This is a genomic window from Paraburkholderia dipogonis (assembly GCF_046027395.1).
GTDB classification, from domain to species: domain Bacteria; phylum Pseudomonadota; class Gammaproteobacteria; order Burkholderiales; family Burkholderiaceae; genus Paraburkholderia; species Paraburkholderia dipogonis_A.
Window position 1 is genome coordinate 23,188 of record NZ_JAQQEG010000022.1, and the last position, 22,934, is coordinate 46,121.

22 protein-coding genes, 1 tRNA gene and 1 pseudogene are annotated in these 22,934 nt (G+C 61.7%); 7 read left to right on the top strand and 17 right to left on the bottom strand.

What is annotated here, in order from left to right; genetic code table 11:
- The first annotated feature begins 168 nt into the window (after nucleotides 1-168).
- Nucleotides 169-1,116, top strand: a complete 948-nt coding sequence (locus PQR32_RS22680; RefSeq protein ID WP_408231894.1) for a patatin-like phospholipase family protein — start codon at nucleotides 169-171, stop codon at nucleotides 1,114-1,116.
- Between the two features lie 105 nt (nucleotides 1,117-1,221).
- On the opposite strand, the gene PQR32_RS22685 is transcribed toward PQR32_RS22680, so the two are convergent.
- The 5 genes from PQR32_RS22685 to PQR32_RS22705 form a co-directional block, all read right to left on the bottom strand.
- Nucleotides 1,222-1,887 carry a C40 family peptidase gene (locus PQR32_RS22685; protein ID WP_408231897.1) on the bottom strand — a complete coding sequence of 222 codons (666 nt, stop codon included), beginning with the start codon at nucleotides 1,885-1,887 and terminating at the stop codon, nucleotides 1,222-1,224.
- Nucleotides 1,888-2,024: 137 nt separating this feature from the next.
- Nucleotides 2,025-3,647, bottom strand: coding sequence for an ABC transporter ATP-binding protein (locus PQR32_RS22690; RefSeq protein ID WP_408231899.1), 1,623 nt, complete (start codon nucleotides 3,645-3,647; stop codon nucleotides 2,025-2,027).
- Complete coding sequence (locus PQR32_RS22695) at nucleotides 3,644-4,750, bottom strand: ABC transporter permease (RefSeq protein ID WP_408231901.1); 1,107 nt, start codon at nucleotides 4,748-4,750, stop codon at nucleotides 3,644-3,646. The genes PQR32_RS22690 and PQR32_RS22695 overlap by 4 nt, the downstream gene beginning before the upstream one ends.
- Entirely contained in the window at nucleotides 4,750-5,787 is a 1,038-nt protein-coding gene (locus tag PQR32_RS22700) for a microcin C ABC transporter permease YejB (RefSeq protein WP_408231904.1), read from the bottom strand. Before PQR32_RS22700 ends, PQR32_RS22695 begins: the two co-directional genes overlap by 1 nt.
- Nucleotides 5,788-5,848: 61 nt before the next feature.
- Nucleotides 5,849-7,690, bottom strand: a complete 1,842-nt coding sequence (locus PQR32_RS22705; protein WP_408232241.1) for an extracellular solute-binding protein — start codon at nucleotides 7,688-7,690, stop codon at nucleotides 5,849-5,851.
- 246 nt (nucleotides 7,691-7,936) lie between these two features.
- Here PQR32_RS22705 and fabI point away from each other — a divergent pair, with 246 nt between their 5' ends.
- Nucleotides 7,937-8,728, top strand: a complete 792-nt coding sequence (gene fabI, locus PQR32_RS22710; RefSeq protein WP_408231907.1) for an enoyl-ACP reductase FabI — start codon at nucleotides 7,937-7,939, stop codon at nucleotides 8,726-8,728.
- 143 nt (nucleotides 8,729-8,871) lie between these two features.
- On the opposite strand, the gene PQR32_RS22715 is transcribed toward fabI, so the two are convergent.
- The gene (locus PQR32_RS22715) at nucleotides 8,872-9,219 is read right to left on the bottom strand and encodes a hypothetical protein (RefSeq protein ID WP_408231910.1); all 348 of its coding nucleotides are present in this window, start codon (nucleotides 9,217-9,219) and stop codon (nucleotides 8,872-8,874) included.
- A gap of 865 nt (nucleotides 9,220-10,084) precedes the next feature.
- On the opposite strand from PQR32_RS22715, the pseudogene PQR32_RS22720 reads away from it, so the two are divergent.
- A pseudogene (locus tag PQR32_RS22720) lies at nucleotides 10,085-10,572 on the top strand (porin family protein); the annotation flags it as partial.
- 922 nt (nucleotides 10,573-11,494) lie between these two features.
- Here the strand turns inward: PQR32_RS22720 and PQR32_RS42305 are convergent.
- The 11 genes from PQR32_RS42305 to cysS form a co-directional block, all read right to left on the bottom strand.
- Nucleotides 11,495-11,674, bottom strand: coding sequence for a hypothetical protein (locus PQR32_RS42305; RefSeq protein WP_494471422.1), 180 nt, complete (start codon nucleotides 11,672-11,674; stop codon nucleotides 11,495-11,497).
- Nucleotides 11,623-11,880: a hypothetical protein gene (locus tag PQR32_RS22725; RefSeq protein ID WP_408231913.1), complete on the bottom strand. Its 258-nt coding sequence runs from the start codon at nucleotides 11,878-11,880 to the stop codon at nucleotides 11,623-11,625. The genes PQR32_RS42305 and PQR32_RS22725 overlap by 52 nt, the downstream gene beginning before the upstream one ends.
- Nucleotides 11,873-12,034, bottom strand: coding sequence for a hypothetical protein (locus PQR32_RS22730; protein ID WP_408231916.1), 162 nt, complete (start codon nucleotides 12,032-12,034; stop codon nucleotides 11,873-11,875). Before PQR32_RS22730 ends, PQR32_RS22725 begins: the two co-directional genes overlap by 8 nt.
- Before the next feature lie 39 nt (nucleotides 12,035-12,073).
- Complete coding sequence (locus PQR32_RS22735; protein ID WP_408231919.1) at nucleotides 12,074-12,298, bottom strand: hypothetical protein; 225 nt, start codon at nucleotides 12,296-12,298, stop codon at nucleotides 12,074-12,076.
- Nucleotides 12,295-12,504: a hypothetical protein gene (locus PQR32_RS22740; protein WP_408231922.1), complete on the bottom strand. Its 210-nt coding sequence runs from the start codon at nucleotides 12,502-12,504 to the stop codon at nucleotides 12,295-12,297. Before PQR32_RS22740 ends, PQR32_RS22735 begins: the two co-directional genes overlap by 4 nt.
- Before the next feature lie 211 nt (nucleotides 12,505-12,715).
- A tRNA-Ser gene (locus PQR32_RS22745) sits at nucleotides 12,716-12,809 on the bottom strand.
- 181 nt (nucleotides 12,810-12,990) lie between these two features.
- On the bottom strand, nucleotides 12,991-14,241 hold the full coding sequence (locus PQR32_RS22750; RefSeq protein ID WP_408231925.1) for an aspartate kinase: 1,251 nt from the start codon (nucleotides 14,239-14,241) through the stop codon (nucleotides 12,991-12,993).
- Between the two features lie 375 nt (nucleotides 14,242-14,616).
- Nucleotides 14,617-16,053 carry a tRNA lysidine(34) synthetase TilS gene (tilS, locus tag PQR32_RS22755; protein ID WP_408231928.1) on the bottom strand — a complete coding sequence of 479 codons (1,437 nt, stop codon included), beginning with the start codon at nucleotides 16,051-16,053 and terminating at the stop codon, nucleotides 14,617-14,619.
- Nucleotides 16,054-16,100: 47 nt separating this feature from the next.
- The gene (locus tag PQR32_RS22760; RefSeq protein ID WP_074283028.1) at nucleotides 16,101-17,072 is read right to left on the bottom strand and encodes an acetyl-CoA carboxylase carboxyltransferase subunit alpha; all 972 of its coding nucleotides are present in this window, start codon (nucleotides 17,070-17,072) and stop codon (nucleotides 16,101-16,103) included.
- A gap of 124 nt (nucleotides 17,073-17,196) precedes the next feature.
- Nucleotides 17,197-18,240 (bottom strand): DNA-3-methyladenine glycosylase family protein, encoded by a 1,044-nt coding sequence (locus tag PQR32_RS22765; RefSeq protein WP_408231931.1) that lies wholly within the window; start codon nucleotides 18,238-18,240, stop codon nucleotides 17,197-17,199.
- 47 nt (nucleotides 18,241-18,287) lie between these two features.
- On the bottom strand, nucleotides 18,288-19,685 hold the full coding sequence (cysS, locus tag PQR32_RS22770; protein WP_408231934.1) for a cysteine--tRNA ligase: 1,398 nt from the start codon (nucleotides 19,683-19,685) through the stop codon (nucleotides 18,288-18,290).
- A 231-nt stretch (nucleotides 19,686-19,916) separates the two neighbouring features.
- Between cysS and PQR32_RS22775 the strand changes: the two genes are divergently transcribed.
- From PQR32_RS22775 to PQR32_RS22790, 4 genes are all read left to right on the top strand, one after another.
- On the top strand, nucleotides 19,917-20,729 hold the full coding sequence (locus PQR32_RS22775) for a tetratricopeptide repeat protein (protein WP_408231937.1): 813 nt from the start codon (nucleotides 19,917-19,919) through the stop codon (nucleotides 20,727-20,729).
- 48 nt (nucleotides 20,730-20,777) lie between these two features.
- The gene (locus PQR32_RS22780) at nucleotides 20,778-21,359 is read left to right on the top strand and encodes a peptidylprolyl isomerase (RefSeq protein WP_132373879.1); all 582 of its coding nucleotides are present in this window, start codon (nucleotides 20,778-20,780) and stop codon (nucleotides 21,357-21,359) included.
- Between the two features lie 151 nt (nucleotides 21,360-21,510).
- A complete protein-coding gene (locus tag PQR32_RS22785) occupies nucleotides 21,511-22,005 on the top strand; it encodes a peptidylprolyl isomerase (RefSeq protein ID WP_074764298.1) in 495 nt (164 codons plus the stop codon).
- Between the two features lie 47 nt (nucleotides 22,006-22,052).
- On the top strand, nucleotides 22,053-22,850 hold the full coding sequence (locus PQR32_RS22790; RefSeq protein WP_408231940.1) for a UDP-2,3-diacylglucosamine diphosphatase: 798 nt from the start codon (nucleotides 22,053-22,055) through the stop codon (nucleotides 22,848-22,850).
- Nucleotides 22,851-22,934: the final 84 nt, after the last annotated feature.

Consider the following 22,934-nt stretch of genomic DNA (forward strand, 5'->3'; position numbering starts at 1 on the left):
CGCCGCCGCGCGCGCGGAGCTTTGCTTTATGATGTGCGCGCGCTGCGGCCGGAGATGGATCCACAGCGCATGGAATCGCCGCCGGCGATGCCGTCCGTCTGACTATCCGCCTGATCGCGGCCACCGGCGACGCCGACTGCGTTGCTCGCGCCGTTGCTGGAGAACTCGTTGAAGCCCTCATCGCCTAGCCTCGCCCGCCGTAACTTTTCACTGGCCGCCGCCTCCGCGGTGCTGGCCGCTTGCACCACGACCGGCAGCAAAACCGACAGCACGCCCGTCGCCGTCACGCCCACCACCAATACGCCGCCGCTCGACAAACCGCAGCGGCCGCTGCGCGTCGCGCTCGCGCTAGGCGGCGGCGCCGCGCGCGGCTTCGCGCACATTGGCGTGATCAAGGGGCTCGAGGCGCGCAATATCCAGGTCGATCTGGTGGCCGGCACCAGCGCCGGTTCGGTGGTCGGCGCGCTGTACGCATCGGGCATGAACGGCTTCGCGCTGAACAAGCTCGCCCTGACCATGGACGAAGCGTCGATCAGCGACTGGGCCATGCCGTTTCGCACCCGCGGCTTTCTGCAAGGCGTCGCGCTGCAGAATTACCTGAACACGACGCTCAACAACCGCCCGATCGAGAAGATGGCCAAGCCGCTCGGCGTGGTCGCCACCGACCTCAGAACCGGCCAGCCGATCCTGTTCCAGCGCGGCAACACCGGCATTGCGGTGCGCGCGTCGTGCAGCGTGCCGTCGATTTTCGAGCCGGTGAAGATCGGCGGCCATGAGTACGTGGACGGCGGCCTCGTGAGCCCGGTGCCAGCGTCATTCGCGCGCAAGATGGGCGCGGATTTCGTGATCGCTGTGGATATCTCGCAGCGCCCGGAAAGCGGCCTGACGGCCAGTTCCTTCGATGTGCTGATGCAGACCTTCACGATCATGGGCCAGACGATCAAGGCCTATGAACTCGACAAATACGCGGACGTCGTGATCCGGCCGAATCTGGCCGCCATGAGCGGCAGTGATTTCTCGCAACGCAACGCGGCGATTCTGGCCGGCGAGGAAGCGGTGGCGAAGATGATGCCGGAGTTGCAACGCAAGCTTGCGGCGAGCCGCGCTGCGGCGTAAGGGACCTGAGGCGGTCCTTGAAGCGGCCTCACCGGCCGCTCAAACGCAAAAAAGCCTGCTTCGTTCGAAGCAGGCTTTTTCATGCCGGGAACCGCCGACGCAATCTTACTGATTACCGCCGATTGCCGCGTTCACGCGCTTGCGCAGGTCCTGGCCGTCCTGATACGACGCCTCGATCCGGCGCGCACCGGTGAAGCGCTTTTCCCAGTAACCGTCATCCATGTCGTCGACACGGATCGTGCTGCCCGTGGAGGGCGAATGCACGAACTTGTTGTCGCCGATATAGATGCCGACGTGCGAGAACGTGCGGCGCATGGTGTTGAAGAACACCAGATCGCCCGGCTTCAGGTCGCTCACGCGAACCTTTTCGCCGACACGGCTCATTTCCTCAGCGCGGCGCGGCAGCGCCATACCGAGCGTGTCCTGGAACACGTAGCGCACGAAGCCGCTGCAATCGAGCCCCGAATCCGGGGTGTTGCCACCCCAACGGTAGCGCACGCCGATCATGTTCAGCGCGCCGACGACCACGTCGCCCGCTTTGCCGGCCATGCCGGACAGGAACGATTTGGCGCCGCTGTCGCTAACGGGAGCGGTTGCTTGCGAAGTGGGAGCGGACAAAGAATTCGACCCGCTGAGGGTCGAATATGAGGCATTCTGATTGAAACTGCTTACTTCGTCGGCGAATGCGCCGGGAGCTGCTGCCATCAAGACGCCAATGAACATCCCGGCGACGACGCGCGTGCAAGCCTGGGTTAGGTTTCTGTGCTGCATTGGTCGGTATTTTTTGCCTAAAAATCAGGGGTCTACGGAAAAAAGTTTGGTCGATACTAGCCAGTAAGTATTCACATGTCAAAACAAATAGAAAAATACAATCGAGACACGCACCCAATTGGTGAAAAAGCCGTAAATCAATGTTCCAGCGCTGCTTTCAGCAGCTTTCGAGTGTAGGGGTGGGCGGGGGTCGCAAAAATCTCCTCAACCTCGCCGCTTTCGACGATCGAACCGTTTTGCATGACCGCGACACGATGCGCCATTGCCCCGATTACCGCCAAGTCGTGGCTAATAAAAACGAAGCCAAGGTTGTACTTCTGTTGCAACCCGGCGAGCAGTTTCAGCACCTGCTGTTGAATGGAAACATCGAGCGCGGAGGTCGGTTCGTCGAGGATCAGAATACGCGGTTCCAGCACCAGCGCCCGCGCAATCGCGATCCGCTGACGCTGCCCGCCGGAGAATTCGTGCGGATAGCGTTGCAGCACCGTGCGATCGAGGCCGACTTCGCGCAGCACCGAGATCACCTTGTCGCGGCGCGCTTGCGGCGTCATGGCCGGCCGGTGTAGCGCGAGCCCTTCGCCGACAATCCGCTCGATGGTCTGGCGCGGCGAAAGCGAACTGAACGGATCCTGGAAGACCACCTGCATGTTCGAGCGTAAGGCGGTCTGTTCGGCGCCGCGATAGCTGCCGAGCGCCCTGCCCTGAAACTCGATCTCGCCGTGCACGGTGCGTTGCAGGCCGAGCAAGGCCATCGCCAGCGTCGACTTGCCCGAACCCGATTCGCCGACGATCCCCAGTGTCTCGCCTTGGCGCACGGACACGTTCGCGTCCGCGACGGCGCGAAACTTCCCCGAGCGAAACCAGCCACTGAAGCCCGGCAGCTTCGTTTTGAAATCGACCGAGATCCCGCGCGCTTCGAGCAGCACCGGCGAAATTGGCAGAACCGGCACCACCGTGCGTTCGGGGCGACTGGCCAGCAGACGTTGCGTGTACGGATGCTGCGGCGACTCGAACACCTGCTCGACCGGCCCGCTTTCCACCAGAACGCCCTTCTCCATGACCGCGATGCGTTGCGCGAAATGGCGCACCAGGTTCAGGTCATGCGTGATCAGCAGCACGGCCATGCCGCGTTTTTCCGCTTCGTCGCGTTGCAACTCCAGCAGCAGGTCGACGATCTGCGCGCGGATCGTCACGTCGAGCGCCGTGGTCGGCTCGTCGGCCAGCAGGAGACGTGGACGGCACGCTAGCGCCATCGCGATCATCGCGCGCTGACGCTGGCCGCCCGAGAGCTGATGCGGATAGCTGTTCACGCGCTTGCCCGGCTCGGCGATGCCGGTGCGCCCCAGCAGCGCCACGGCGCGCTTGCGCGCCTCGTTCGCGCTCACGCCGTCATGCACGACGATGGTCTCCGCGATCTGGTCGCCGACCGTGTAGAGCGGATTGAGCGCGGTCATCGGCTCCTGAAAAATCATCGCGATGTCCGAACCGCGCAAGCCGCGCATCTCGCGCTCGCTTTTGCTGAGCAGCTCCTCGCCGTCGAAACGGATCGAGCCGCTCACCTGCGCGTCGCTCAACAGACGCAGGATCGACAGCGCGGTCACGCTCTTCCCCGAACCCGATTCGCCGACCAGCGCCACCCGTTCGCCGCGCTGGATCGCGAGCGTGACGTCGCTGACCGCGACCGTAGCGCCGAAGCGGACATGCAGATGATCCAGTTCGAGCAGCGGCTGTGGCCCGTTACTTTGCAAGTTCGCGCTCATTGATTGCCTCCGGCGCGCATGGCATCGGAGATACGGGTGTCGAGCGCGTTGCGCAGCGCGTCGCCCATGAAGGTCAGCAACAACAGCATCGCCACCAGCACGCTGAAGGTGGACAGCGAAATCCACCACGCGTCGAGATTCGCCTTGCCTTGCGCGAGCAACTCACCGAGGCTCGGCGTCGGCGACGGCACCCCGAGGCCGAGAAAGTCGAGGCTCGTCAGCGCGAGAATGGCGCCGCTCATGCGAAACGGCAGGAACGTGATCACCGGCGTCAGGCTATTGGGCAGCACATGCCGCCACATGATCTGCCAGTTCGACAGCCCCATCGCGCGTGCCGCGCGCACATAGTCCTGGTGGCGATTGCGCAGGAACTCCGCGCGCACGTAATCGGACAGGCCGATCCAGCCGAACAGCGAGAGCAGCACGATCAGCAGAATGAAGCCCGGCTCGAAGATCGACGAAAAAATGATCAGCAGGTAAAGCTCCGGCATGGCGCTCCAGATTTCGATCAAACGCTGCCCGATGATATCGGTACGTCCTCCGAAATAACCCTGCACGGCGCCCGCCGCGATGCCGAGTATGGTGCCGATCAGCGTCAGCACCAGCCCGAATTCCACCGACACCCGGAAGCCGTACAGCAGACGCGCGAACAGGTCGCGGCCGCGGTCGTCGGTGCCGAGCCAGTTGTCGCGCGACGGTGGCGCCGGGTTCGGCGCCTTCGAAAAGTAATTCAGCGTGTCGTAGTAGTAACGATTCGGCGGATACAGCGCGAAATTACCCGGCGCGTCGAAACGATGCTTGATGTAGGGATCGAGATAATCGGCCGGCGTCGGGAAATCTCCGCCAAAGGTGGTCTCGGCGTAGGTCTTGAACATCGGGAAATACAGGCTGCCGTCGTAGCGCACCACGAGCGGCTTGTCGTTCGACCACAGCGGGCCGGCCAGACTCGCCGCGAACGCCACGACGAACACGATCAGGCTCCAGTAGCCCAGACGCTGCTGGCGAAAACGCTGCCACACACGGCGCGCGGGCGAAGGCGAGACGAACGCGCGCGCCGGTTCGGTGCGCGCGGACGCATCGGCGGAAAGACGGGCTCGATTCATCAGCGCTCCAGTTGTTCGAATTGGATGCGGGGATCGACCCACACATAGCAAAGATCGGAGATCAGCTTGGTCGCCAGCCCGATCAGCGTGAACAGATACAGCGTGCCGAGCACGACCGGATAGTCGCGCCGCACCACCGATTCGTACGACAGCAGCCCGAGGCCGTCGAGCGAAAACAGCGTCTCGATCAGCAGACTGCCGGTAAAGAACGCGCCGATAAACGCAGCCGGAAAACCGACGATCAGCGGCAACAGCGCATTGCGGAACACGTGCTTCCACAGCACGCGCTTTTCAGACAACCCTTTGGCGCGCGCGGTCAGCACGTATTGCTTGCGGATCTCATCGAGAAAGGCGTTTTTCGTCAACATGGTGACGACCGCGAAACTGCCCACGACCGAGGCCGTGATCGGCAACGCGATATGCCACAGATAGTCGAGAATCTTGCCGGCCACACTTAGTTGCGCCCAGTTGTCCGAAGTGAGATTGCGCAGCGGAAACAGTTGCAGGAACGTGCCGCCGCCGAACAGCACGAGCAGCAACACGCCCAGCACGAAGCCCGGAATCGCGTAGCCGACCAGCACCACGAGGCTCGTCGCGACATCGAATTGCGAGCCGTTGCGTATCGCCTTCGCAATGCCGAGCGGCACCGATATCAGATACGTCAGAAAGAACGTCCATAAGCCGATGCTGATCGAGACCGGCAGTTTGGAAACGATCAGCGACCACACGCTTTGATGGCGGAAATAGCTCTGACCGAGATCGAAAGTCGAGAAGCGCTTGAGCATCAGCACATAGCGTTCGAGCGGCGGTTTGTCGAAGCCGTATAGCGCTTTCAGTTGCGCGATCTGCTGCGCGTCGACGCCGTTATGCGCGCGCAGACCGAACGGCGCGCCGTTCTCGGCGCCCTTGCGCAATTCGTGCTGCATCTGCTCGACCGGTCCGCCGGGAACGAACTGGATCACGACGAAGGTCAGCGTCAGCACGCCGAGCAAGGTCGGGATCATCAGCAGCAGGCGTTTGAGGATGTAGCTCCACATGGCGGCGTTTCCGGTGCGAAGGCGGTGAATGAATGACGGGTTAGCGCGGCTGGGGCTGTGCTTACGGCTGCGCTGGCGGCTGCGGTTGCGATTGTGGCTGCGCGAACCACCACATCGATGTAATCCAGCCTTCCGCTGAATAGTACAGGGGCAGCGTTTTGGGCCACGCAAGGCCACGCTTGAACGCCACGCGATGCGTCGCGCTGTACCAGTGCGGCACGACATAGTAGCCATGCATCAGCACACGGTCGAGCGCGTGCGTGGCGTCGACCAGCTGCTCGCGCGTTTGCGCATGCACGAGCGCACTTAGGATCGCATCCACTACGGGCGACTTCAGCCCGATCATGTTATCGGAACCCTGCGTATCGGCGGCCTTGCTGCCGAATCGTTCGATCTGCTCGGAGCCGGGCACCTGCACGTCCGGCATGCGGATGGTGGTGGTGTCGAAATCGAATGCGTCCAGACGCTTTTGATAGACCGCGAAATCCGACACGCGAAACGTGGCCTGGATGCCCAGCTTCTGCAGATTGCGGATGAAGGTCGCGACGATCGGCTCCATCTGCGCGGACGAACCGGAGTCGTCGAGAATCTCGAAGCGGAACGGCTCGCCCTTGGCGTTGCGCAATGCGCCGTCGCGATAGGTCCAGCCGGCCTGCTGCAAAAGCGCGCGCGCCTCCAGCAGGTTGGCGCGCAGCGAGCCGGGCGGATCGGTGTCCGGCTGCTTCGGCGGCGGACCGAACACGGCCGGGTCGAGCTTCGCGCGCCACGGTTCGAGCAAGGCCAACTCGCCCGGGGAAGGCAGACCCTTCGCCTGCAGATCGGTGTTGGCGAAGAAACTGTCGATACGCGTGTACTGATTGAAGAACAACTGCCGATTGAGCCACTGAAAATCGAGCGCGAGATCGAGCGCCTTGCGCACGCGCACGTCCTGAAACAACGGCCTTCGCGTGTTCAACATGAAGCCCTGCATGCCGGTGCCGTTATGTTGCGGAAACACCTGCTTGATCAGCTCACCGCTATCGAATTTCTTGCCGACGTCACGCCGCACCCAATTGCGCGCGACGTATTCGACCAGCGCGTCGTACTCGCCGGCCTTGAACGCTTCCAGGCGAGCCGTGCTATCCGAATACAGCTTGTAGACGACGCGATCGAAGTTATTCATGCCGACGCGCACCGGCAGCGCCGCGCCCCAGTAATTCGGGTCGCGTCGGTAGGTGATCGTGCGGCCGTTGTCGTATTGTTCGATCAGATAAGGCCCACTGCCGATCGGCTTTTCGAATGCGAGCTGGTCGAACGGAATCCGGCTGCCGTCCGGCTTCATCCCCCACTTGCGCGAGAACACCGGTATGCCACCCGCGAGCAACGGCAACTCGCGATTGCGCTGGTGAAACTCGAAGCGGATCGTGTGCGGATCGATCACCACCGCGCGCGTGATCTCGCCGAAGATCGATGCGAATTGCGGCGCGGCCTGGGGGCTTTTCAGCGTGTCGAGCGAGAACTTCACGTCGTCGGCGGTGACCGGATCGCCGTTCGAAAACCGTGCTCGCGGATTGATGTGGAAGGTCACCGACAGGCCATCCGGGGCGATGTTGATGTCGTCGGCGAGCAGCCCGTAGGCGGACGCCACTTCATCGCTGCTGCCGACGGTGAGGCTTTCGAACATCAGGTCCACACCCGGCGCCGTATTGCCGCGCAGCGTGAACGGATTGAATTTGTCGAAGCTGGTCAGGCGGCTCGGATTGGCCAGCACCAGCGTGCCGCCCTTCGGCGCGTCCGGGTTGACGTAGTCGAAGTGCTTGAAATCCGCCGGATATTTCGGTGCGCCGTATTGCGCGATCGCATAGACCGCGTGTGCCCGCGGCGCCACGAGAAGACCGGCCACGGCCAGCACGCCGCACATCATCGCGGCGCAAGCTGAGCGCCATGCACGCGGCGCAATCGCGAGGCCGGCACGCGAGGGTCTGTGAGTCACGCTGCACCGGAGTGCACTAGGCGTTGGAACCCGTCGCGAGCCAGTTGTCATAGGGGCCTTGTTGGTCAGTGGGCAATTGCAGTGTGAGAGAATTCTACCCAATAAACCCGCGCGATCCGCACGTCCGTTGCGTACAGTGTCGACGTGCGCGGCGCGCCGATCTGATCAGGAGATTCCATGGGCTTCCTCGCTGGCAAACGTATCCTGCTGACCGGCTTGCTGTCGAACCGTTCGATTGCCTACGGCATCGCGCAAGCCTGCAAGCGCGAAGGCGCCGAACTGGCGTTCACCTATGTCGGCGAGCGCTTCAAGGACCGCATCACCGAGTTCGCCAGCGAGTTCGGCAGCGACCTGGTGTTCCCCTGCGACGTCGCCGACGACGCGCAGATCGACGCCCTCTTCGTCTCGCTCAAGCGACGCTGGGACGGCCTCGACGGTCTCGTTCACTCGATCGGCTTTGCGCCGCGTGAAGCGATTGCCGGCGATTTCCTCGACGGCATGACGCGCGAAAATTTCCGCATCGCGCACGACATCTCCGCGTACAGCTTCCCCGCGCTCGCCAAGGCCGCTCAATCCATGTTCACGCCGGACGCCTCGTTGCTCACGCTGAGCTATCTCGGCGCCGAACGCGCGATTCCGAATTACAACACCATGGGTCTCGCCAAGGCTTCACTCGAAGCCAGCGTGCGTTATCTGGCGGTCTCGCTCGGGGCTAAAGGCGTGCGCGTCAACGGCATTTCGGCGGGCCCGATCAAGACGCTGGCCGCGAGCGGCATCAAGGGCTTCGGCAAGATTCTCGAGTTCGTCGAGCAGAACGCGCCGCTCAAGCGCAACGTGACGATCGAACAGGTGGGCAACACGGCGGCGTTTCTGCTGTCGGATCTGGCGGCTGGCGTGACGGCGGAAATCGTGCATGTCGATAGCGGCTTTAGCGCGGTGGTGGGCGGCATGGCCGCGGTGACGGAGTGAACGACGAGCGTTCCGCGTGAGCGCGCGGCGCTTTGTCCTCGCCGCTGCGTTTTGCGGGCTTATTGCAGAAGCCCAATAAAAAACCGCCCTTTTCGGGCGGTTTTTCTTTGACTTCGCGATTCGATCAACCACGGTCTGGACGCTTAATGCCAGCCGCGATGATTATCGTAATGATCGCGACCGTAGTTGTAACGGCCCGGGGGATGATGGCGGTACCAGTCGTCGCGCGCCCAGTAGCGGCGGCCGTCCCAGTAGCGGTCGCCGTGCCAGCCGATTACGATCGCCGGGCCGCCGTAGTACACGGGCGCCGGTTGATAGACCACGGGCGGCGGAGGCGGCGGCGGCGGTGCATAGACCGGCGCCGGTGCGACGTAGACCGGCGCGGGAATGCCGATGTTGACACCGATGTTGACACCGCCGGCCATTGCGGCACCCGACGCGCCCAGCGCAAAAACCCCGATCAAAAGTGGAACAAGACGAGCGGACTTCATCGATCACCCTTTTTGAAGAATGTGTTGTTGGCGGAAATATAGCGCAAGGCGCCGCTCCGCGTATTTCAACTTTGTAATAACTGATGCATAACATCGCGTGCATGGCCAGCCGGTTACGTCTCGTTACATTGGACATGGTTTTGGTGAAGAAGCGGTGGCGTTGTAATCGGAGTGCGAGACAATGCAAGGCGGCTTTGCTAACCGCGCGTTCAGGCAGCGAGCAATTCGGCCGACGGCAATATGCACGGCCAGGCACGCATGGCATTTGGCATTTGGCATTTCCCGTGCGGACAGTATCCGTAGGATATCGAAGCATTATTTCTTCATATCCCTGCCCTACCTCGGCACAGAAACGCTCCCGCGCGGTTTGGGTTGTATCGAATGCGGCCAGCCTTCGAGGCGCCAGTCGATCCGGCACATACGGCGAGGCTCGTTAATGGCATGAGCACGTCGCCGCCGCAGCAGACTCACACAGCGATCCGTCATTTGCGTCGCACACGCAAAACGAACATTTGATGTTCGAAAGAACATATCCACGGAAACTCATAAGTGACCGGCCGTCCGACTCCGGCCTCTGGTCGGCGACGCATCGTCGAAACGCCCGGCTTCATTGATAATTCAGTGAAAAACCCAAACCGACCCAATGATTTTCCCTAGTGCCCCACAAACATATCAGTGACACGATGACTGACACTAATCGCAAATAAATGTTCGAATTCGCGCGTGCCCGCTTTCCCGACGGCCAGCCAGCGGACACTTCGCGTGCGGACACAGATTTTTGAAAACAATCATTGGTTTGCGCTGGGGGATCATCGCGCTCGTGTGTCTCGGGACGATCGGCAACTATCTGTCGCGCAACGCGTAGATCAACTCGCCGGTGAAATAGCGGCTATGCGACGGCGCGCAGCTGTTCGCTGCGGCCGCGCTACAACTTGCAGGACCTGATGGTCGGCATCAACTACTCAAACGTGCAATACGCGCCGGGCTCCGGTTCGCTGTATGCCAGCGAAGCTGTGTTCAACACTTACGGCGTGATTTCGACGTATCGGATCACACCTGCCGTGATCGTCGGCGCCGGGTACAGCTATACGCGCGCGAGTAAGGCGAATGGCGTGAGCGATCCGGCGCGCTATCACCAGATTTTCGCCGGAGCAGACTTATAACCTCTCGACGCGTCCTACGTTGTACGCGCTGAAGGCGTATCAGCTTGCGCGCGGCAAGACGCTGATCGCGGCGGGCGCCGCCGCGATCATTACCGATGCGGTGGCGGTGGTCGGCGACTCGCAGAATACGACACCGTCGTCGGGGCCTTCGCAGTTTGTTGGGATGGTGCGGTTGCGGCACGCGTTTTGAGGGGAGGTGGCGTTGGCGTGCAGACCGCTCAGGGACTGATGCGGCCGTCTACCTAACGGGCCGCCGTCCCTGTTTAGGCTCGATCTACCGCAGGCCACTTCGCGAAAGCGAACACCCAGATCATGATCAAGTTCATGATCGGCACAAACATGGTGAGTATCCACCAGCCGGAGAAACCGGCCCTCTTGATGACCCTGACATAGGGGTACATGAAAAGTACGGTTATCGCCAACAAGATCAACCAATGCAAGATACCCAATTGCCCCATGCTTCACCTCAGTTCTTTGTGTTGTGAAATTATGCAGTGATAGCGCGAGTGATCATGCCTCATCGGCTGCGGATTTTTCTGGTTTGATAGTAGCCTCCCTGTGTCAGGTGGAAGCCCAAAGCGACAGGTCCGGACGCGTGGCGACGGCGCACGGCCTTTGCGACTGGACCAGCGAACAGGGTTATGCGCGAGACTTCGCAGTGACTGTTAGTCGCGACGGCGCGAACCCGTCATCGAGGGGAGACGCCGTATCACAACAGGAGTTATTTCAGAATGCCTCCGAAGCGCGGCATGGCGAAGGGAGCCATATAAAAAAGGACGACAAAAACACTCGCGACGCAAAAAACTAACGTCCATTTTTGGGTTGACCAGCGCCTGTACGCCACCGCGTTGAGGCCCGCAAAGACAAACGCGGGCCCAAACAGCGCGCCGAAAAGAACAAACAGCGTGAGAATCCGTGGGCTGCAATGCTCCATGTCAGAACAGCCAGACATCGGTGCACGTGTACCCGCCCAATCGACATGGCTGAACGCATAAAGCAACAGCCATGTTAAAAGTAGCCCCCATGTGAACCCCCAGTGCCGCGACAGACACCCTCCTCACTGCACCTCCCAAAATAAAATCTGCCTGGATTTTCCGAGGTCTGAATAAATGTTATCGCTCCGGCCTCTCAGCCATGACAAGGGATTGGGAATCCTGGGGCACCCCAACACGAAAGCGTAGAAACGATTCTGCCGAAGGTGTAAGCGTGTCCTTGTTCCACAAATCTATATGGTCGCCGCTTAAGTCAACTCCAGAATCACCGTCCTGTCGCCAATAACCGTAAAAGAACACGATTGCTGTGCGGCCTTTAACTTGCTCGCCCAATCCGGTCCAGTAATGTTCTCTGCTGTTGAAATGCCAGCGAATGGCCTTTGCTCAAGCCATTCAGCCAGTTCATAGGCTCGGGTGGCTGTAGCTTTCCGTGAAGGATAAGCCGCCCCAAGGTCGGCTTTCCCGGCATCGGCTTGACGAGCTTCTGCGAGAATGATTTCATTCACTGCCGACACGATGGAACGTCACGCTCATGCGGATCGCACACTGGTTGCCATAGTTGCCGTTCGGATCGTCGTAGGGATCACCTGACGGGTAGTTGTCCCACAGTTCCCGAAAGGTCACAGCCTTTAACCGCACTTCCTTGATAGAGTTTGGCATCGTGTTGGTTCGGACCACTGTTTTTCTGTTTGGCATAGTTCAGACTCCGAGGCATTTCTCGAGGGCTTCGTCGCCCCAATGCACTGTGTAATCGTCGCTTGAGTCGGTGTAGGTGCGCGGTAACTGGCCACTCGCGTCATTGCGTCCCGCGTGCGTTCGCCTGTCTGCCGTCTCGATGAAATACGGATAGCCTTTGAGCACGACGCCCAGATCGGTGGCGCGGACCTGTTCGTCGTAGGTGCGGCTGATACGTTGGAAGCTCAAGCAGCGAATCCGGGCACGGCACGGACTGCATGCAGTGCTAATCTTAACAGTTCGCGCGTCCAGCCCTCTGCAGTCCTTGTCGCAACATCGTTCAGCGCGTCGCCCGTCGCGACGGCGAGCTTCTCAATGGCTCGCGATGCCAAGATAAACGTGGCGTGCTTCGACGCCGCAATTGCGGTAAAGGAACGTGACTTCGACTCGACCATTGCATCCTCCCGTAATACGGGGCGAACACATGCGGAGTCTACCGGCCTGTGTGCAGGTCAAAGGTTAACATCACTCGTGCATCTAAACGTGTTTGGCTAGCTGACGCAACGCCCTGGCCGAGTGGAACACGGCGGCCTTGTGCTTGATGATGGGTCAGAAAAAACAAAACCCCGCAGAGCCTAGACTCTGCGGGGTTCTCTCTACCACTTCTGGCGGAGACGGAGGGATTCGAACCCTCGATCCAGGTTTTGGCCCAGATGCTCCCTTAGCAGGGGAGTGCCTTCGACCTCTCGGCCACGTCTCCCAAACTTTCGGTCGCGCAGGGAGTCAGCGCGACGAAGCCAAGATAATAGCGGGCCGAACCGCGAAGGTCAATGTCTGGCACACACTTTTTGTGCCAGTTTCGTCACCGACGACGCAATTTATTCACCTCGGTCACGCAAAACAAACGGAGCGCTCTTGTCCACCCCATTGTTCGAAGCAAATTACGCTTGATCCAGTTCGAACGCTTTATGCAGCGCGCGCACGGCGAGCTCCATGTACTTCTCGTCGATCAGCACCGAGATCTTGATTTCGGAGGTCGAGATCATCTGGATATTGATGCCCTCTTCCGACAGCGTGCGGAACATCGTGCTCGCGATACCGACGTGCGAGCGCATGCCGACGCCGACCACGGAGACCTTCGACACCTTCGGATCGCCCAGCACCTGCTCGGCCTGCACGTGGCCCTTCACCTGGGTCGTGAGGATGTCCATGGCGCGCTGATAATCGCCGCGGCCGACCGTGAACGTGAACGCCGTTTTGCCTTCCACGCTCTGGTTCTGGATGATCATGTCGACGTCGATATTCGCGTCCGCCACCGGGCCGAGAATCTGATACGCGATGCCCGGCTTGTCGGGCACACCCATCACGGCGATGCGAGCTTCGTCGCGCTGAAACGCGATGCCCGAGATGACTGCTTTTTCCATGGTCTCGTCTTCTTCAAAAGTAATCAGGGTGCCCGACTTCATTTCAGCGTCGAGCGGTATCAGCGGATCGGTCAGGCTCGACAACACACGTGTCTTCACCTGATATTTGCCGGCGAATTCCACCGAGCGGATCTGCAGCACCTTCGAACCCAGGCTTGCCATTTCCAGCATTTCTTCGAACGTCACGCGATCGAGCCGGCGCGCTTCTTCCACCACGCGCGGGTCGGTCGTGTAGACCCCGTCGACGTCCGTGTAAATCAGGCACTCATCGGCTTTCAACGCAGCCGCAACCGCGACCGCCGATGTATCCGAACCGCCGCGACCGAGCGTGGTGATGTTGCCGTCAGGATCGATACCCTGGAAGCCGGTGATTACCACCACCTTGCCCGCGTCGAGATCGCGCAGCACGCGCTCGCCGTCGATTTCGCTGATGCGCGCTTTCGTGAACGCGCTATCCGTTTTGACCGGCACTTGCCAGCCGGCGTAGCTGACCGCGTCGACGCCGGCTTCCTGCAGCGCGATGGCGAGCAGACCCGAGCTGACCTGCTCGCCCGTGGCGGCAATCATGTCGAGTTCGCGCGGGTTCGGCTGACCCGTGATTTCTTTCGCGAGACCGAGCAAGCGGTTGGTTTCGCCGGACATCGCCGACGGCACGACGACCATCTTGTGGCCAGCCTTGTGCCATTTCGCGACGCGCTTGGCGACGTTCTTGATGCGCTCGACCGAGCCCATCGAGGTGCCGCCGTATTTATGTACGATGAGTGCCATTGTCGTTCTGAACTGGAGGAGAAACCGCGCTGGCGCGCTGGAGACGACCGCACAAAAGCACAGGAGCGCAACGTCTTGTGAACGACGGCAGAGTGTGTGGCGGCGTAAATGCAGCACGCGTGCAGCACGCGCGGATTTGCCCGGGAATGATCGCTGATGGCTTACCGGAAACGACGGATCACGATCGAAAACCGACGACAGCGACGGCGAAATCGGGTCGGGCAAACAAGTTAACGTACCCGATCGAGGGCAAAAAGACAAGCCGGAAAGGCTATCGGAATGCACTGAATAAGGGCTGCAAAGGCCTGTTTCATGCGGATTTGCGCCCTATTTCCAGATTCACTGCCCGCGCAATCCGGGTGTCCGACCGGCCGGTCAGGCGATCAGCAGATCCTCGCGCCAGACGATCTTGACGCGCGATTCGGCCTCGTCGACCTGTTCCGGCAACGCTGCGCGATTGACCCCGAGCAGGGGCACGAACAGCAGATCGTCGCCGATGTAAAGCAGCGGCACGTCGCGCTTCCACGCGGGAATGCCGCGCTCCTGGAACAGGTTTTTCAGCGTGCGGCTCGGCGCATTGCGGGCTTCGCTCGTGCGCATCCGTTCGCCGCCACTGCGCGAACGCGCGCTCAACACGGCGCGTTGCAAAACGCTCGCGGGAATCGTGTCGGGGTCGCCGGGGGCAACGCCTGCGTCGGCGAATATGAAAGTGCCGCGCCATTGAGGCAAACGCCAGATCGACTCGCCCTGCCACGCGAGTTCGCTGACTGCGCGCGCGGCGAGCGTGGTTTCGTCGGCGGGCTCGCTGCTGTCTCCCGCTTCCCAGTAGACGAGGCCGCGATAGCTGCGCAATGCATGACCCGCGTGATCGATACGCAGACCATGGCCCTCGCCCGCCGCGCCGATCTCACGCAGTTGACGCAGCGCATCGCCGAGACGCGCGCTCGATGCGGCGACGAGGCCCAACGCGCGCATCCAGTAACGCATGAGGTTGAGCGCGCGGTCGTCGTCGAGCGCGAGCAATGCATCATGCGATAGAGCACGCCCTTCGTCGCGTGACGCTTCTTCCATATCGATGTGAGCCAGCGCGTCGAGCAAACGCTGCGCCGACGCCGCATGCGCCGCCGTGCGCGCAAGCGCGTCGCGAAACCCTGGAAAGTGGACGGCCAGCGCCGGCGTCACCTCGTGGCGCAATGCATTGCGCGCATAGCGTGTATCGGCGTTCGACTCGTCGTCGATCCAGTGCAACGCGCGCTCGCTCGCGTATTGCTCAAGTTGCGCGCGCAGCAGATGAAGCAAAGGCCGCACACGTGTTGCCGACGCTCCCGCCGGCAAATACTCGGGCGCCATCGCGGCAAGACCCGCGAGACCCGCGCCACGCAGCAATTGCAAGAGCACGGTTTCCGCCTGATCGTCCGCATGCTGCGCGAGCCACAGCGTGGCGACACCACGCGACGCGCACATGCCGTCCAGCGCGCGATAACGCGCATCGCGCGCGGCGGCTTCGACGCTCACGCCCGCGTCACGCGACACCTCGACGTGCTCTGCCGCGAACTCGACGCCACGCTCCCGCGCGAACGCCTCGCAGTGCGCGAGCCACGCATCGGCATGCGCGCTCAGCCCATGATGCACGTGCAGCGCGAAGCAACGCGACGCGCCCGCGACACGCACCGCGGCATCGAGCAGCACACTCGAATCGACACCGCCGCTGAACGCAATCGCAATACGCGCGTCAGCTGCAAGCGCAGACAACGAAAAGCCGACCGCTTCGAGAACGAGGCGGTCGGCGGGTGTTTCGGCGGTGGAATTCACGTCGCTAGCGCGTTAAGCGCTGAAGAACGAAAGAGACGCGCGCGGGCTTAGGCACCCGGCGTCGTTTCCTTGAACTTGCCGTACGACATCAACCGTTCGAAACGGCGTTGACGCAGGTCGTTGATGCTCATGCCCTGGAACTGACGCAGCGAATCGGCGAGCGCACGGCGCAACATGGCGGCCATGCCTTTCGGATCGCGATGCGCGCCGCCCAGCGGCTCGTTGACAATCTTGTCGATCAGGCCGAGCGCCTTCAGACGATGCGCGGTCAGGCCGAGTGCTTCCGCGGCTTCCGGCGCTTTCGCGGCGCTCTTCCACAGAATGGATGCGCAGCCTTCCGGCGAGATCACCGAATAGGTCGAGAATTGCAGCATCAGCACGCTGTCGCCGACCGCGATTGCCAGCGCGCCGCCCGAACCGCCCTCGCCGATGATCGTCGCGATCAGCGGCGTCTTCAGCTCGGCCATCACGTACAGATTGCGGCCGATCGCTTCCGACTGGCCGCGCTCTTCCGCGCCGATGCCCGGGTAGGCGCCCGGCGTGTCGATGAACGTGAAAATCGGCAAACCGAATTTTTCGGCGAGACGCATCAGACGTTCGGCCTTGCGATAGCCTTCCGGACGCGGCATGCCGAAGTTACGCAGCGCGCGCTCCTTGGTGTCGCGGCCCTTCTGATGGCCGATCACCATGCACGCCTGGCCGTTGAAACGCGCGAGGCCGCCGACGATCGACAGGTCGTCCGCATAGTTGCGGTCGCCGTGCAGTTCGTGGAAATCGGTGAACAGCTCACTCACGTAGTCGAACGTGTAAGGGCGTTGCGGATGACGGGCGATTTGCGAAACCTGCCACGGCGTGAGGTTCGCGTACAGATCTTTGGTGAGCTGTTGACTCTTCTTGGACAGCCGCTCGATCTCTTCCGAAATATCGACGGCCGAATCGTCCTGCACGAAGCGCAATTCTTCGATCTTCGCTTCGAGTTCAGCGATCGGCTGTTCGAAATCCAGAAACGTGGTCTTCATTGTTTGTAATCCTTGGACTTACCGGCAGCGCGTATTCTAACCGCGCTCGCCGATGTCAAAACCATTTCGCAACTATCAACCTTTAACAATTGATAGCTTTTGAAATGGTCCCGTTTCTTCTTTTTCAGTAGTCGACCGGCAATGGGTCAAGACTACGCCACATATACCAGGTGGCGACGGTGCGCCACGGCTCCCAGTTGGCGGCGACTTCGCGCGCTTCGCTGCGTGTGACCGGTTCGCCGCTGAAGTAGTTGACGCTGATCGCACGAATCAGGCCCAGGTCGTCGAGCGGCAGGACGTCGGGGCGCGACAGATTGAAGATCAGGAACATCTCCGCCGTCCAGCGGCCGATGCCGCGAATCTGCGTGAGTTCGGCGATCACCGCCTCGTCTTCCATCGACGTCCATTTGCCGACGTGCAGCGCACCCGAAACGAAATGCTGCGCGAGATCGAGCACGTATTCGGCTTTGCGCTTGGACAGCCCGCACGTGGTCAGCTTTTCAAGACCGAGCTTGATGAACTGCTGCGGCACCAGCTTCGGACACGCGGCCTCGACCTTCGCCCAGGCGGCTTGCGCGGACGCGACCGAAATCTGCTGCCCGACCACCGAACGCGCGAGCGTGACGAACGGATCGCCGCGACTCAGCAGATGCACCGGGCCGAACTTCGGAATCAGTTTCTTCAGGATGCGATCGCGCTTGACGAGGTCGGCACACGCCTTGTCCCAATAGGCCGGACGCCTGACTTCAGGCGTAAGGCCAGCGATCTGCACCGGCACCGCGACTTCGCTCGCCGCTTCGCCGCCCGCCGTTGCGGACGCGCGCGTCTTGCGCACGACTTCGCCTTCGTGCCCCTCAACGCTTACGCGGGCGAGCTCCTGCACGTCGCCGGCCAATTCAGCCGGCAAGGCGCCATTGCTCTTCACACGAGGCGCCTTCGCGCGCTTCGCGAGAGGCGCATGCGCCGACGCGCCGTTGAGCGCGCGCTGCACGGTGGTTTTTTTCGCTGCGCCCGCTGCGGTCTTGGCCGCCACCCCGGCGGCTTTCGACGATGCTTTCCTTACCACGCCGCTGCCCGTGCGAGCCGACGTGCGTGTCGACTTTGCCGCGGCTGCCGCGTTTGTTTGAGACGCGGCTCGTTTAGCCGGCGTCTTCGTGGCCGTTGCCATCCTGCCTCCTGCCTGGCGAGTCGATCAAAGGGTAAGTCGAGGTGCGCTCACACGCGCCGCCACTCAGTCGACCCGCCGGGTTTGTCTTCAAGTGCAACGCCGGCCTCGAGCAATTCGGCCCGGATCCGGTCTGCTGCCGCATAGTCCTTCGCCTGCTTGGCGGCCACGCGCGCCGCGATCTTCGCTTCGATCGCGGCGGGCTCGAGCGCGCCTTCGGCTGCTGCCCCCGCTGCCTGCTGCAGGTACGCACGCGGCTCGCGGCCGAGCAGTCCGATCACCGCGCCCAGCGAGCGCAATTGACGGGCCAGCGCGGGGTCGCGCGTGCGGTTCACTTCTGTTGCCAACTCGAACAACACCGACACTGCAACCGGTGTGTTGAAGTCGTCGTTCATTGCTGCCTGGAAACGCTGCGCATGCGCTTCGTTCCAGTCGAGTTCGGCGTCGTCCGGCGTGACGTCCTTCAGTGCGGTGTACAAACGCGCGAGGGCGTTGCGGGCGTCGTCGATATGCACGTCACTGTAATTCAACGGCGAGCGGTAATGCGCGCGTGCGATAAAGAAACGCACGACCTCGGCATCGTACTGCGCCAATACTTCGCGGATCGTAAAGAAGTTGTTCAACGACTTCGACATCTTCTCATTGTCGATCTGTACGTAGCCGTTGTGCATCCAGAAATTGACGAAGGTTTGACCGGTAGCGGCTTCACTTTGCGCTATTTCGTTTTCGTGGTGCGGAAACTGCAGGTCCTGCCCGCCGCCATGAATGTCGAAATGTTCGCCGAGCAATGTGCAGCCCATTGCCGAGCATTCGATATGCCAGCCGGGACGGCCGCGCCCATACTTCGAGTCCCAGCCTGTATCTGCCGGCTCTTCCGGCTTGGCCTGCTTCCACAACACGAAGTCGAGCGGGTCCTGCTTTGCGTCGTTCGCCGCGACGCGTTCGCCCGCGCGCAGATCTTCGAGCGACTTGCCCGACAGCTTGCCGTAGTTCGCGAACTTGCGCACCGCATAGTTCACGTCGCCGTCGCTCGCCTGATAGGCGTAGCCGTTCGCTTCGAGCTGCTCGATCATGCCGAGCATCTGCGGAATGAAATCCGTGGCGCGCGGCTCGATGTCGGGCCGCTGGATGCCGAGCGCGTCCGCGTCTTCATGCAGCGCCTTGATGAAGCGATCGGTCAGCGCTTTGATCGTTTCGCCGTTCTCTACTGCGCGCCGGATGATCTTGTCATCAATATCCGTGATATTGCGCACGTAGGTCACGTCGTAGCCGAGCGTGCGCAACCAGCGCTGCACGATGTCGAACACGACCATCACCCGCGCATGACCGACGTGACAATAGTCGTATACGGTCATCCCGCAGACGTACATCCGCACGACGCCTTCTTGCAGCGGCACGAAAGTTTGCTTGTCACGCGCGAGCGTGTTGTAGATGCGCAGTGATTCCATAGAGAACGGTGCGTGGGCCGAAAGAAATCCGCAATGTGTTTCATGCGCGCCGCGCGCCGCGAACAGACGGCGGGTGCGTCGCATACAGCAAAACCGGTGCACCTGGTGCGGCGGTCAGGCTGCGATCAAGGCGGAGACGACCACGAGTGGCGAAAAGACAGTTTGCGGTTCGACGGAACGCGCAGACCTTTTGTTAGAATGGGTCGGAGTATAACATCCAGACCTGAGCCTATGAAACCTTCAAGCGGCCGCGCGCGCAGCGCTGCGACCCTCGCCGCGGCGGCCTTCGGTGGCGTCGCGCGCGGCATGACGCACGGCATGAGCCGCGGCGTTGCTCTCGGTGCCACGCGTGCCCTCACCTTGCGCGTCACACTGGCTGTCGCCCTCGCGGCCGTGCCCGCCGCGGCCGCCTTTGCGCAGAAAACCGCCACGCTGCCGCAGGGCCCCGCCGTGCGCGACAACACGCCGGAAATCGACGCGTCGATCGCGCAGAAAAACTGGGCGGCCTCGCTAACCCAGCTCGACGCGCGCATCGCCTCGAATCCGCGCGACGCGCAAGCGAAGTTCAAGCGCGGCACGGTGCTCGCCCACCTGAATCGCGACGACGAAGCCATCGCCGCGTTCACCGAACTCACGCAGACGTACCCCGAGTTGCCCGAGCCCTATAACAACCTCGCCGCGCTTTACGCCAAGCATGGCCAATATGCCGAAGCGCGCGCCGCGCTCGAAACGGCGACCAAGGTCAACCCGGGCTACAGCCTCGCGTACGAGAATCTCGGCGACCTGTATCTGCGCATGGCCAATGAGGCCTATCGCCGCGCGCAGAGCCTCGGCAAGGTGAGCCCCACCACCACGCAGCGCCTCGCGGACATTCAGAAAGTCATCTCGCCGGTCAAGACCCCGGCCCAGGCGAAACGGGCCGCCACCCCGGAAGACGACTACACCGCCCGCGCCACCTCGAACATGACGCAGACGCCGAGCTTCCAGTACGGCGGCGCAAACGGCTCGCTCGCCATGCCGCCCTACATGGCGCCCTCGAAGTAAACCATTACGCTTTCGCGCAATACGTTTTTTCCAACCCTGAGGATCTTCATGAAATGGTTGATGTTGGCGCTCGGCAGCGCCGCCCTGATCGCAAACGCTCCCGCATTTGCCCAGTCCGGTTCGCAAGCCGCGCATCCGTCCGTCCTCTTCAAGACATCGGAAGGCGACATCCGCGTCGAGTTGTATCCTGAGAAAGCGCCGAAGACGGTCGCCAACTTCCTCGACTACGTGAAGTCCGGCCAGTACAGCGGCACGATTTTCCATCGCGTGATTCGTGGCTTCATGATTCAGGGCGGTGGCTATACGCAGAGCTTCGCGGAGAAGCCGACACGCGCGCCGATTCCGCTCGAAAGCCGTAACGGTCTGAAGAACATGACGGGCACACTCGCCATGGCGCGCACCAGCGATCCGAATTCGGCCACCGCGCAGTTCTTCATCAACACGGTGGACAATGCCGGCCTCGACTATCCGAATCCGGACGGCAACGGCTATGCGGTGTTCGGCAAGGTCACGAGCGGCATGGACGTCGTGAAGAAGATCGAAGGCACGCCCACCACCTCGCGCGGCCCGATGAGCGACGTGCCGCAAAAGCCGGTCGTGATCGAGTCGGCAACGGTCGTCGGCAAGTAATTGCAGCAAAGGCGAGCACTGAAAGCGCGCGCAAGAAACAGCGCGCACGAGAACAGCGTCAGCGCTCAATCCACGCCCCGGCGCGGCTCAAAGTCAACTCATGACGACTCACCGCGCCTTTTACCCACCCTGTTCATCAAAGGATTCCATCATGGTTGAACTGCATACGAACCACGGCGTCATCAAACTCGAACTGGACGCTGAGAAGGCGCCGAAGTCGGTTGAGAACTTCCTCAACTACGTGAAGGCCGGCCACTACGACAACACGGTGTTCCACCGCGTGATCGACGGCTTCATGATCCAGGGCGGCGGTTTCGAACCCGGCATGAAGCAGAAGCCGACGGCCGAGCCGATCACCAACGAAGCGAACAACGGTCTGAAGAACGTGAACGGCTCGGTCGCCATGGCGCGCACGAACGACCCGCATTCGGCCACGGCGCAATTCTTCATCAACGTGAACGACAACGACTTCCTGAACCATTCGTCGCCGACGCCGCAGGGCTGGGGCTACGCCGTGTTCGGCAAGGTGGTCGAAGGCCTGGACATCGTCGAGAAGATCAAGAAGGTCAAGACGGGTTCGAAGGGCTTCCATCAGGACGTGCCGGCGGACGACGTGGTGATCGAAAAGGCTGTGATCGTCGACTGAACGTGAACGACGCGTCGACCCGTTCGAACTGACATCAGGCACCTTCAATGCTGCAAGAAACGCCGCTGCGAAGCGTCGCCGCGGGCGTGCCTGGCGAGGGCAAACGCCCGCACGCCGCACGCCCGTTTTTTCTCCTCTCCGATATTCATCTGAGCGAGGCGATTCCGCATACGGTCGCCGCGTTCGAGCATTTCATCCGCTTCACGGCCGAGCAGGCCGATTCGATTTTCATACTCGGCGATCTGTTCGAGTACTGGATCGGCGACGACATGCTCGTCGAGCCGTTCGTCGCGCGCATGGCGGCGCTGCTGCATACGTTGTCCGAGCGCGGCATCGCGCTCTACGTCATGCACGGCAATCGCGATTTTCTGCTGGGCAAGCGTTTCATGAAAGCGGCCGGCGCGATCTGGCTGCCTGATCCGTTCGTCATCACCGCGTTCGGCACACGTGTCGTGCTCGCGCATGGCGACGGCTTGTGCACGGCGGATCGCGGCTATCAAACGTTCCGGCGTTTTGCGCGCAACCATTTCGCGCAGATGTTGTTTCTCGCGTGGCCGTTGCGCTGGCGTCAGAAGCTCGCCGAGAACATGCGCTCGAAAAGCGAGCAAGGCCGCTCGCGGCCGGTTTCGCCGAAATACGACGTGACGGCGGCGGCCGTGGCTGCGTTATTCAAGTCGTCGAAAACAGCGACCCTCATTCATGGGCACACGCACCGGCCGGCGCGGCATCGCGAGCCGGGCGGCACGCGCTGGGTTTTGCCGGATTGGGATCTCGACCACGGCGAGCGGCGTGGCGGGTATTTGCGTATCGATGCTGAGGGGATTCGGGCGTTGCCGTTGGATTGAAGGCGGTGGTGCGGGTTGGGCACGGCTTTCATTTGCGCTGCGTGCCAGCGTTAGCGCTACCCTCTCTGCGCGTCGATGTGGCGT

Excerpts from the sequence above, each read along its gene's own strand:
- PQR32_RS22750 (WP_408231925.1), bottom strand. The coding sequence starts at position 14,241 with ATGGCACTCATCGTACATAAATACGGCGGCACCTCGATGGGCTCGGTC.
- PQR32_RS22730 (WP_408231916.1), bottom strand. The coding sequence starts at position 12,034 with ATGCCAAACTCTATCAAGGAAGTGCGGTTAAAGGCTGTGACCTTTCGG.
- PQR32_RS22685 (WP_408231897.1), bottom strand. The coding sequence starts at position 1,887 with ATGCAGCACAGAAACCTAACCCAGGCTTGCACGCGCGTCGTCGCCGGG.
- PQR32_RS22785 (WP_074764298.1), top strand. The coding sequence starts at position 21,511 with ATGGTTGAACTGCATACGAACCACGGCGTCATCAAACTCGAACTGGAC.
- PQR32_RS22780 (WP_132373879.1), top strand. The coding sequence starts at position 20,778 with ATGAAATGGTTGATGTTGGCGCTCGGCAGCGCCGCCCTGATCGCAAAC.
- PQR32_RS22705 (WP_408232241.1), bottom strand. The coding sequence starts at position 7,690 with ATGATGTGCGGCGTGCTGGCCGTGGCCGGTCTTCTCGTGGCGCCGCGG.
- fabI (WP_408231907.1), top strand. The coding sequence starts at position 7,937 with ATGGGCTTCCTCGCTGGCAAACGTATCCTGCTGACCGGCTTGCTGTCG.
- PQR32_RS22790 (WP_408231940.1), top strand. The coding sequence starts at position 22,053 with ATGCTGCAAGAAACGCCGCTGCGAAGCGTCGCCGCGGGCGTGCCTGGC.
- PQR32_RS22740 (WP_408231922.1), bottom strand. The coding sequence starts at position 12,504 with ATGGTCGAGTCGAAGTCACGTTCCTTTACCGCAATTGCGGCGTCGAAG.
- PQR32_RS22715 (WP_408231910.1), bottom strand. The coding sequence starts at position 9,219 with ATGAAGTCCGCTCGTCTTGTTCCACTTTTGATCGGGGTTTTTGCGCTG.
- PQR32_RS22690 (WP_408231899.1), bottom strand. The coding sequence starts at position 3,647 with ATGAGCGCGAACTTGCAAAGTAACGGGCCACAGCCGCTGCTCGAACTG.
- PQR32_RS22695 (WP_408231901.1), bottom strand. The coding sequence starts at position 4,750 with ATGAATCGAGCCCGTCTTTCCGCCGATGCGTCCGCGCGCACCGAACCG.
- PQR32_RS22775 (WP_408231937.1), top strand. The coding sequence starts at position 19,917 with ATGAAACCTTCAAGCGGCCGCGCGCGCAGCGCTGCGACCCTCGCCGCG.
- PQR32_RS22760 (WP_074283028.1), bottom strand. The coding sequence starts at position 17,072 with ATGAAGACCACGTTTCTGGATTTCGAACAGCCGATCGCTGAACTCGAA.
- PQR32_RS22765 (WP_408231931.1), bottom strand. The coding sequence starts at position 18,240 with ATGGCAACGGCCACGAAGACGCCGGCTAAACGAGCCGCGTCTCAAACA.
- cysS (WP_408231934.1), bottom strand. The coding sequence starts at position 19,685 with ATGGAATCACTGCGCATCTACAACACGCTCGCGCGTGACAAGCAAACT.
- PQR32_RS22700 (WP_408231904.1), bottom strand. The coding sequence starts at position 5,787 with ATGTGGAGCTACATCCTCAAACGCCTGCTGCTGATGATCCCGACCTTG.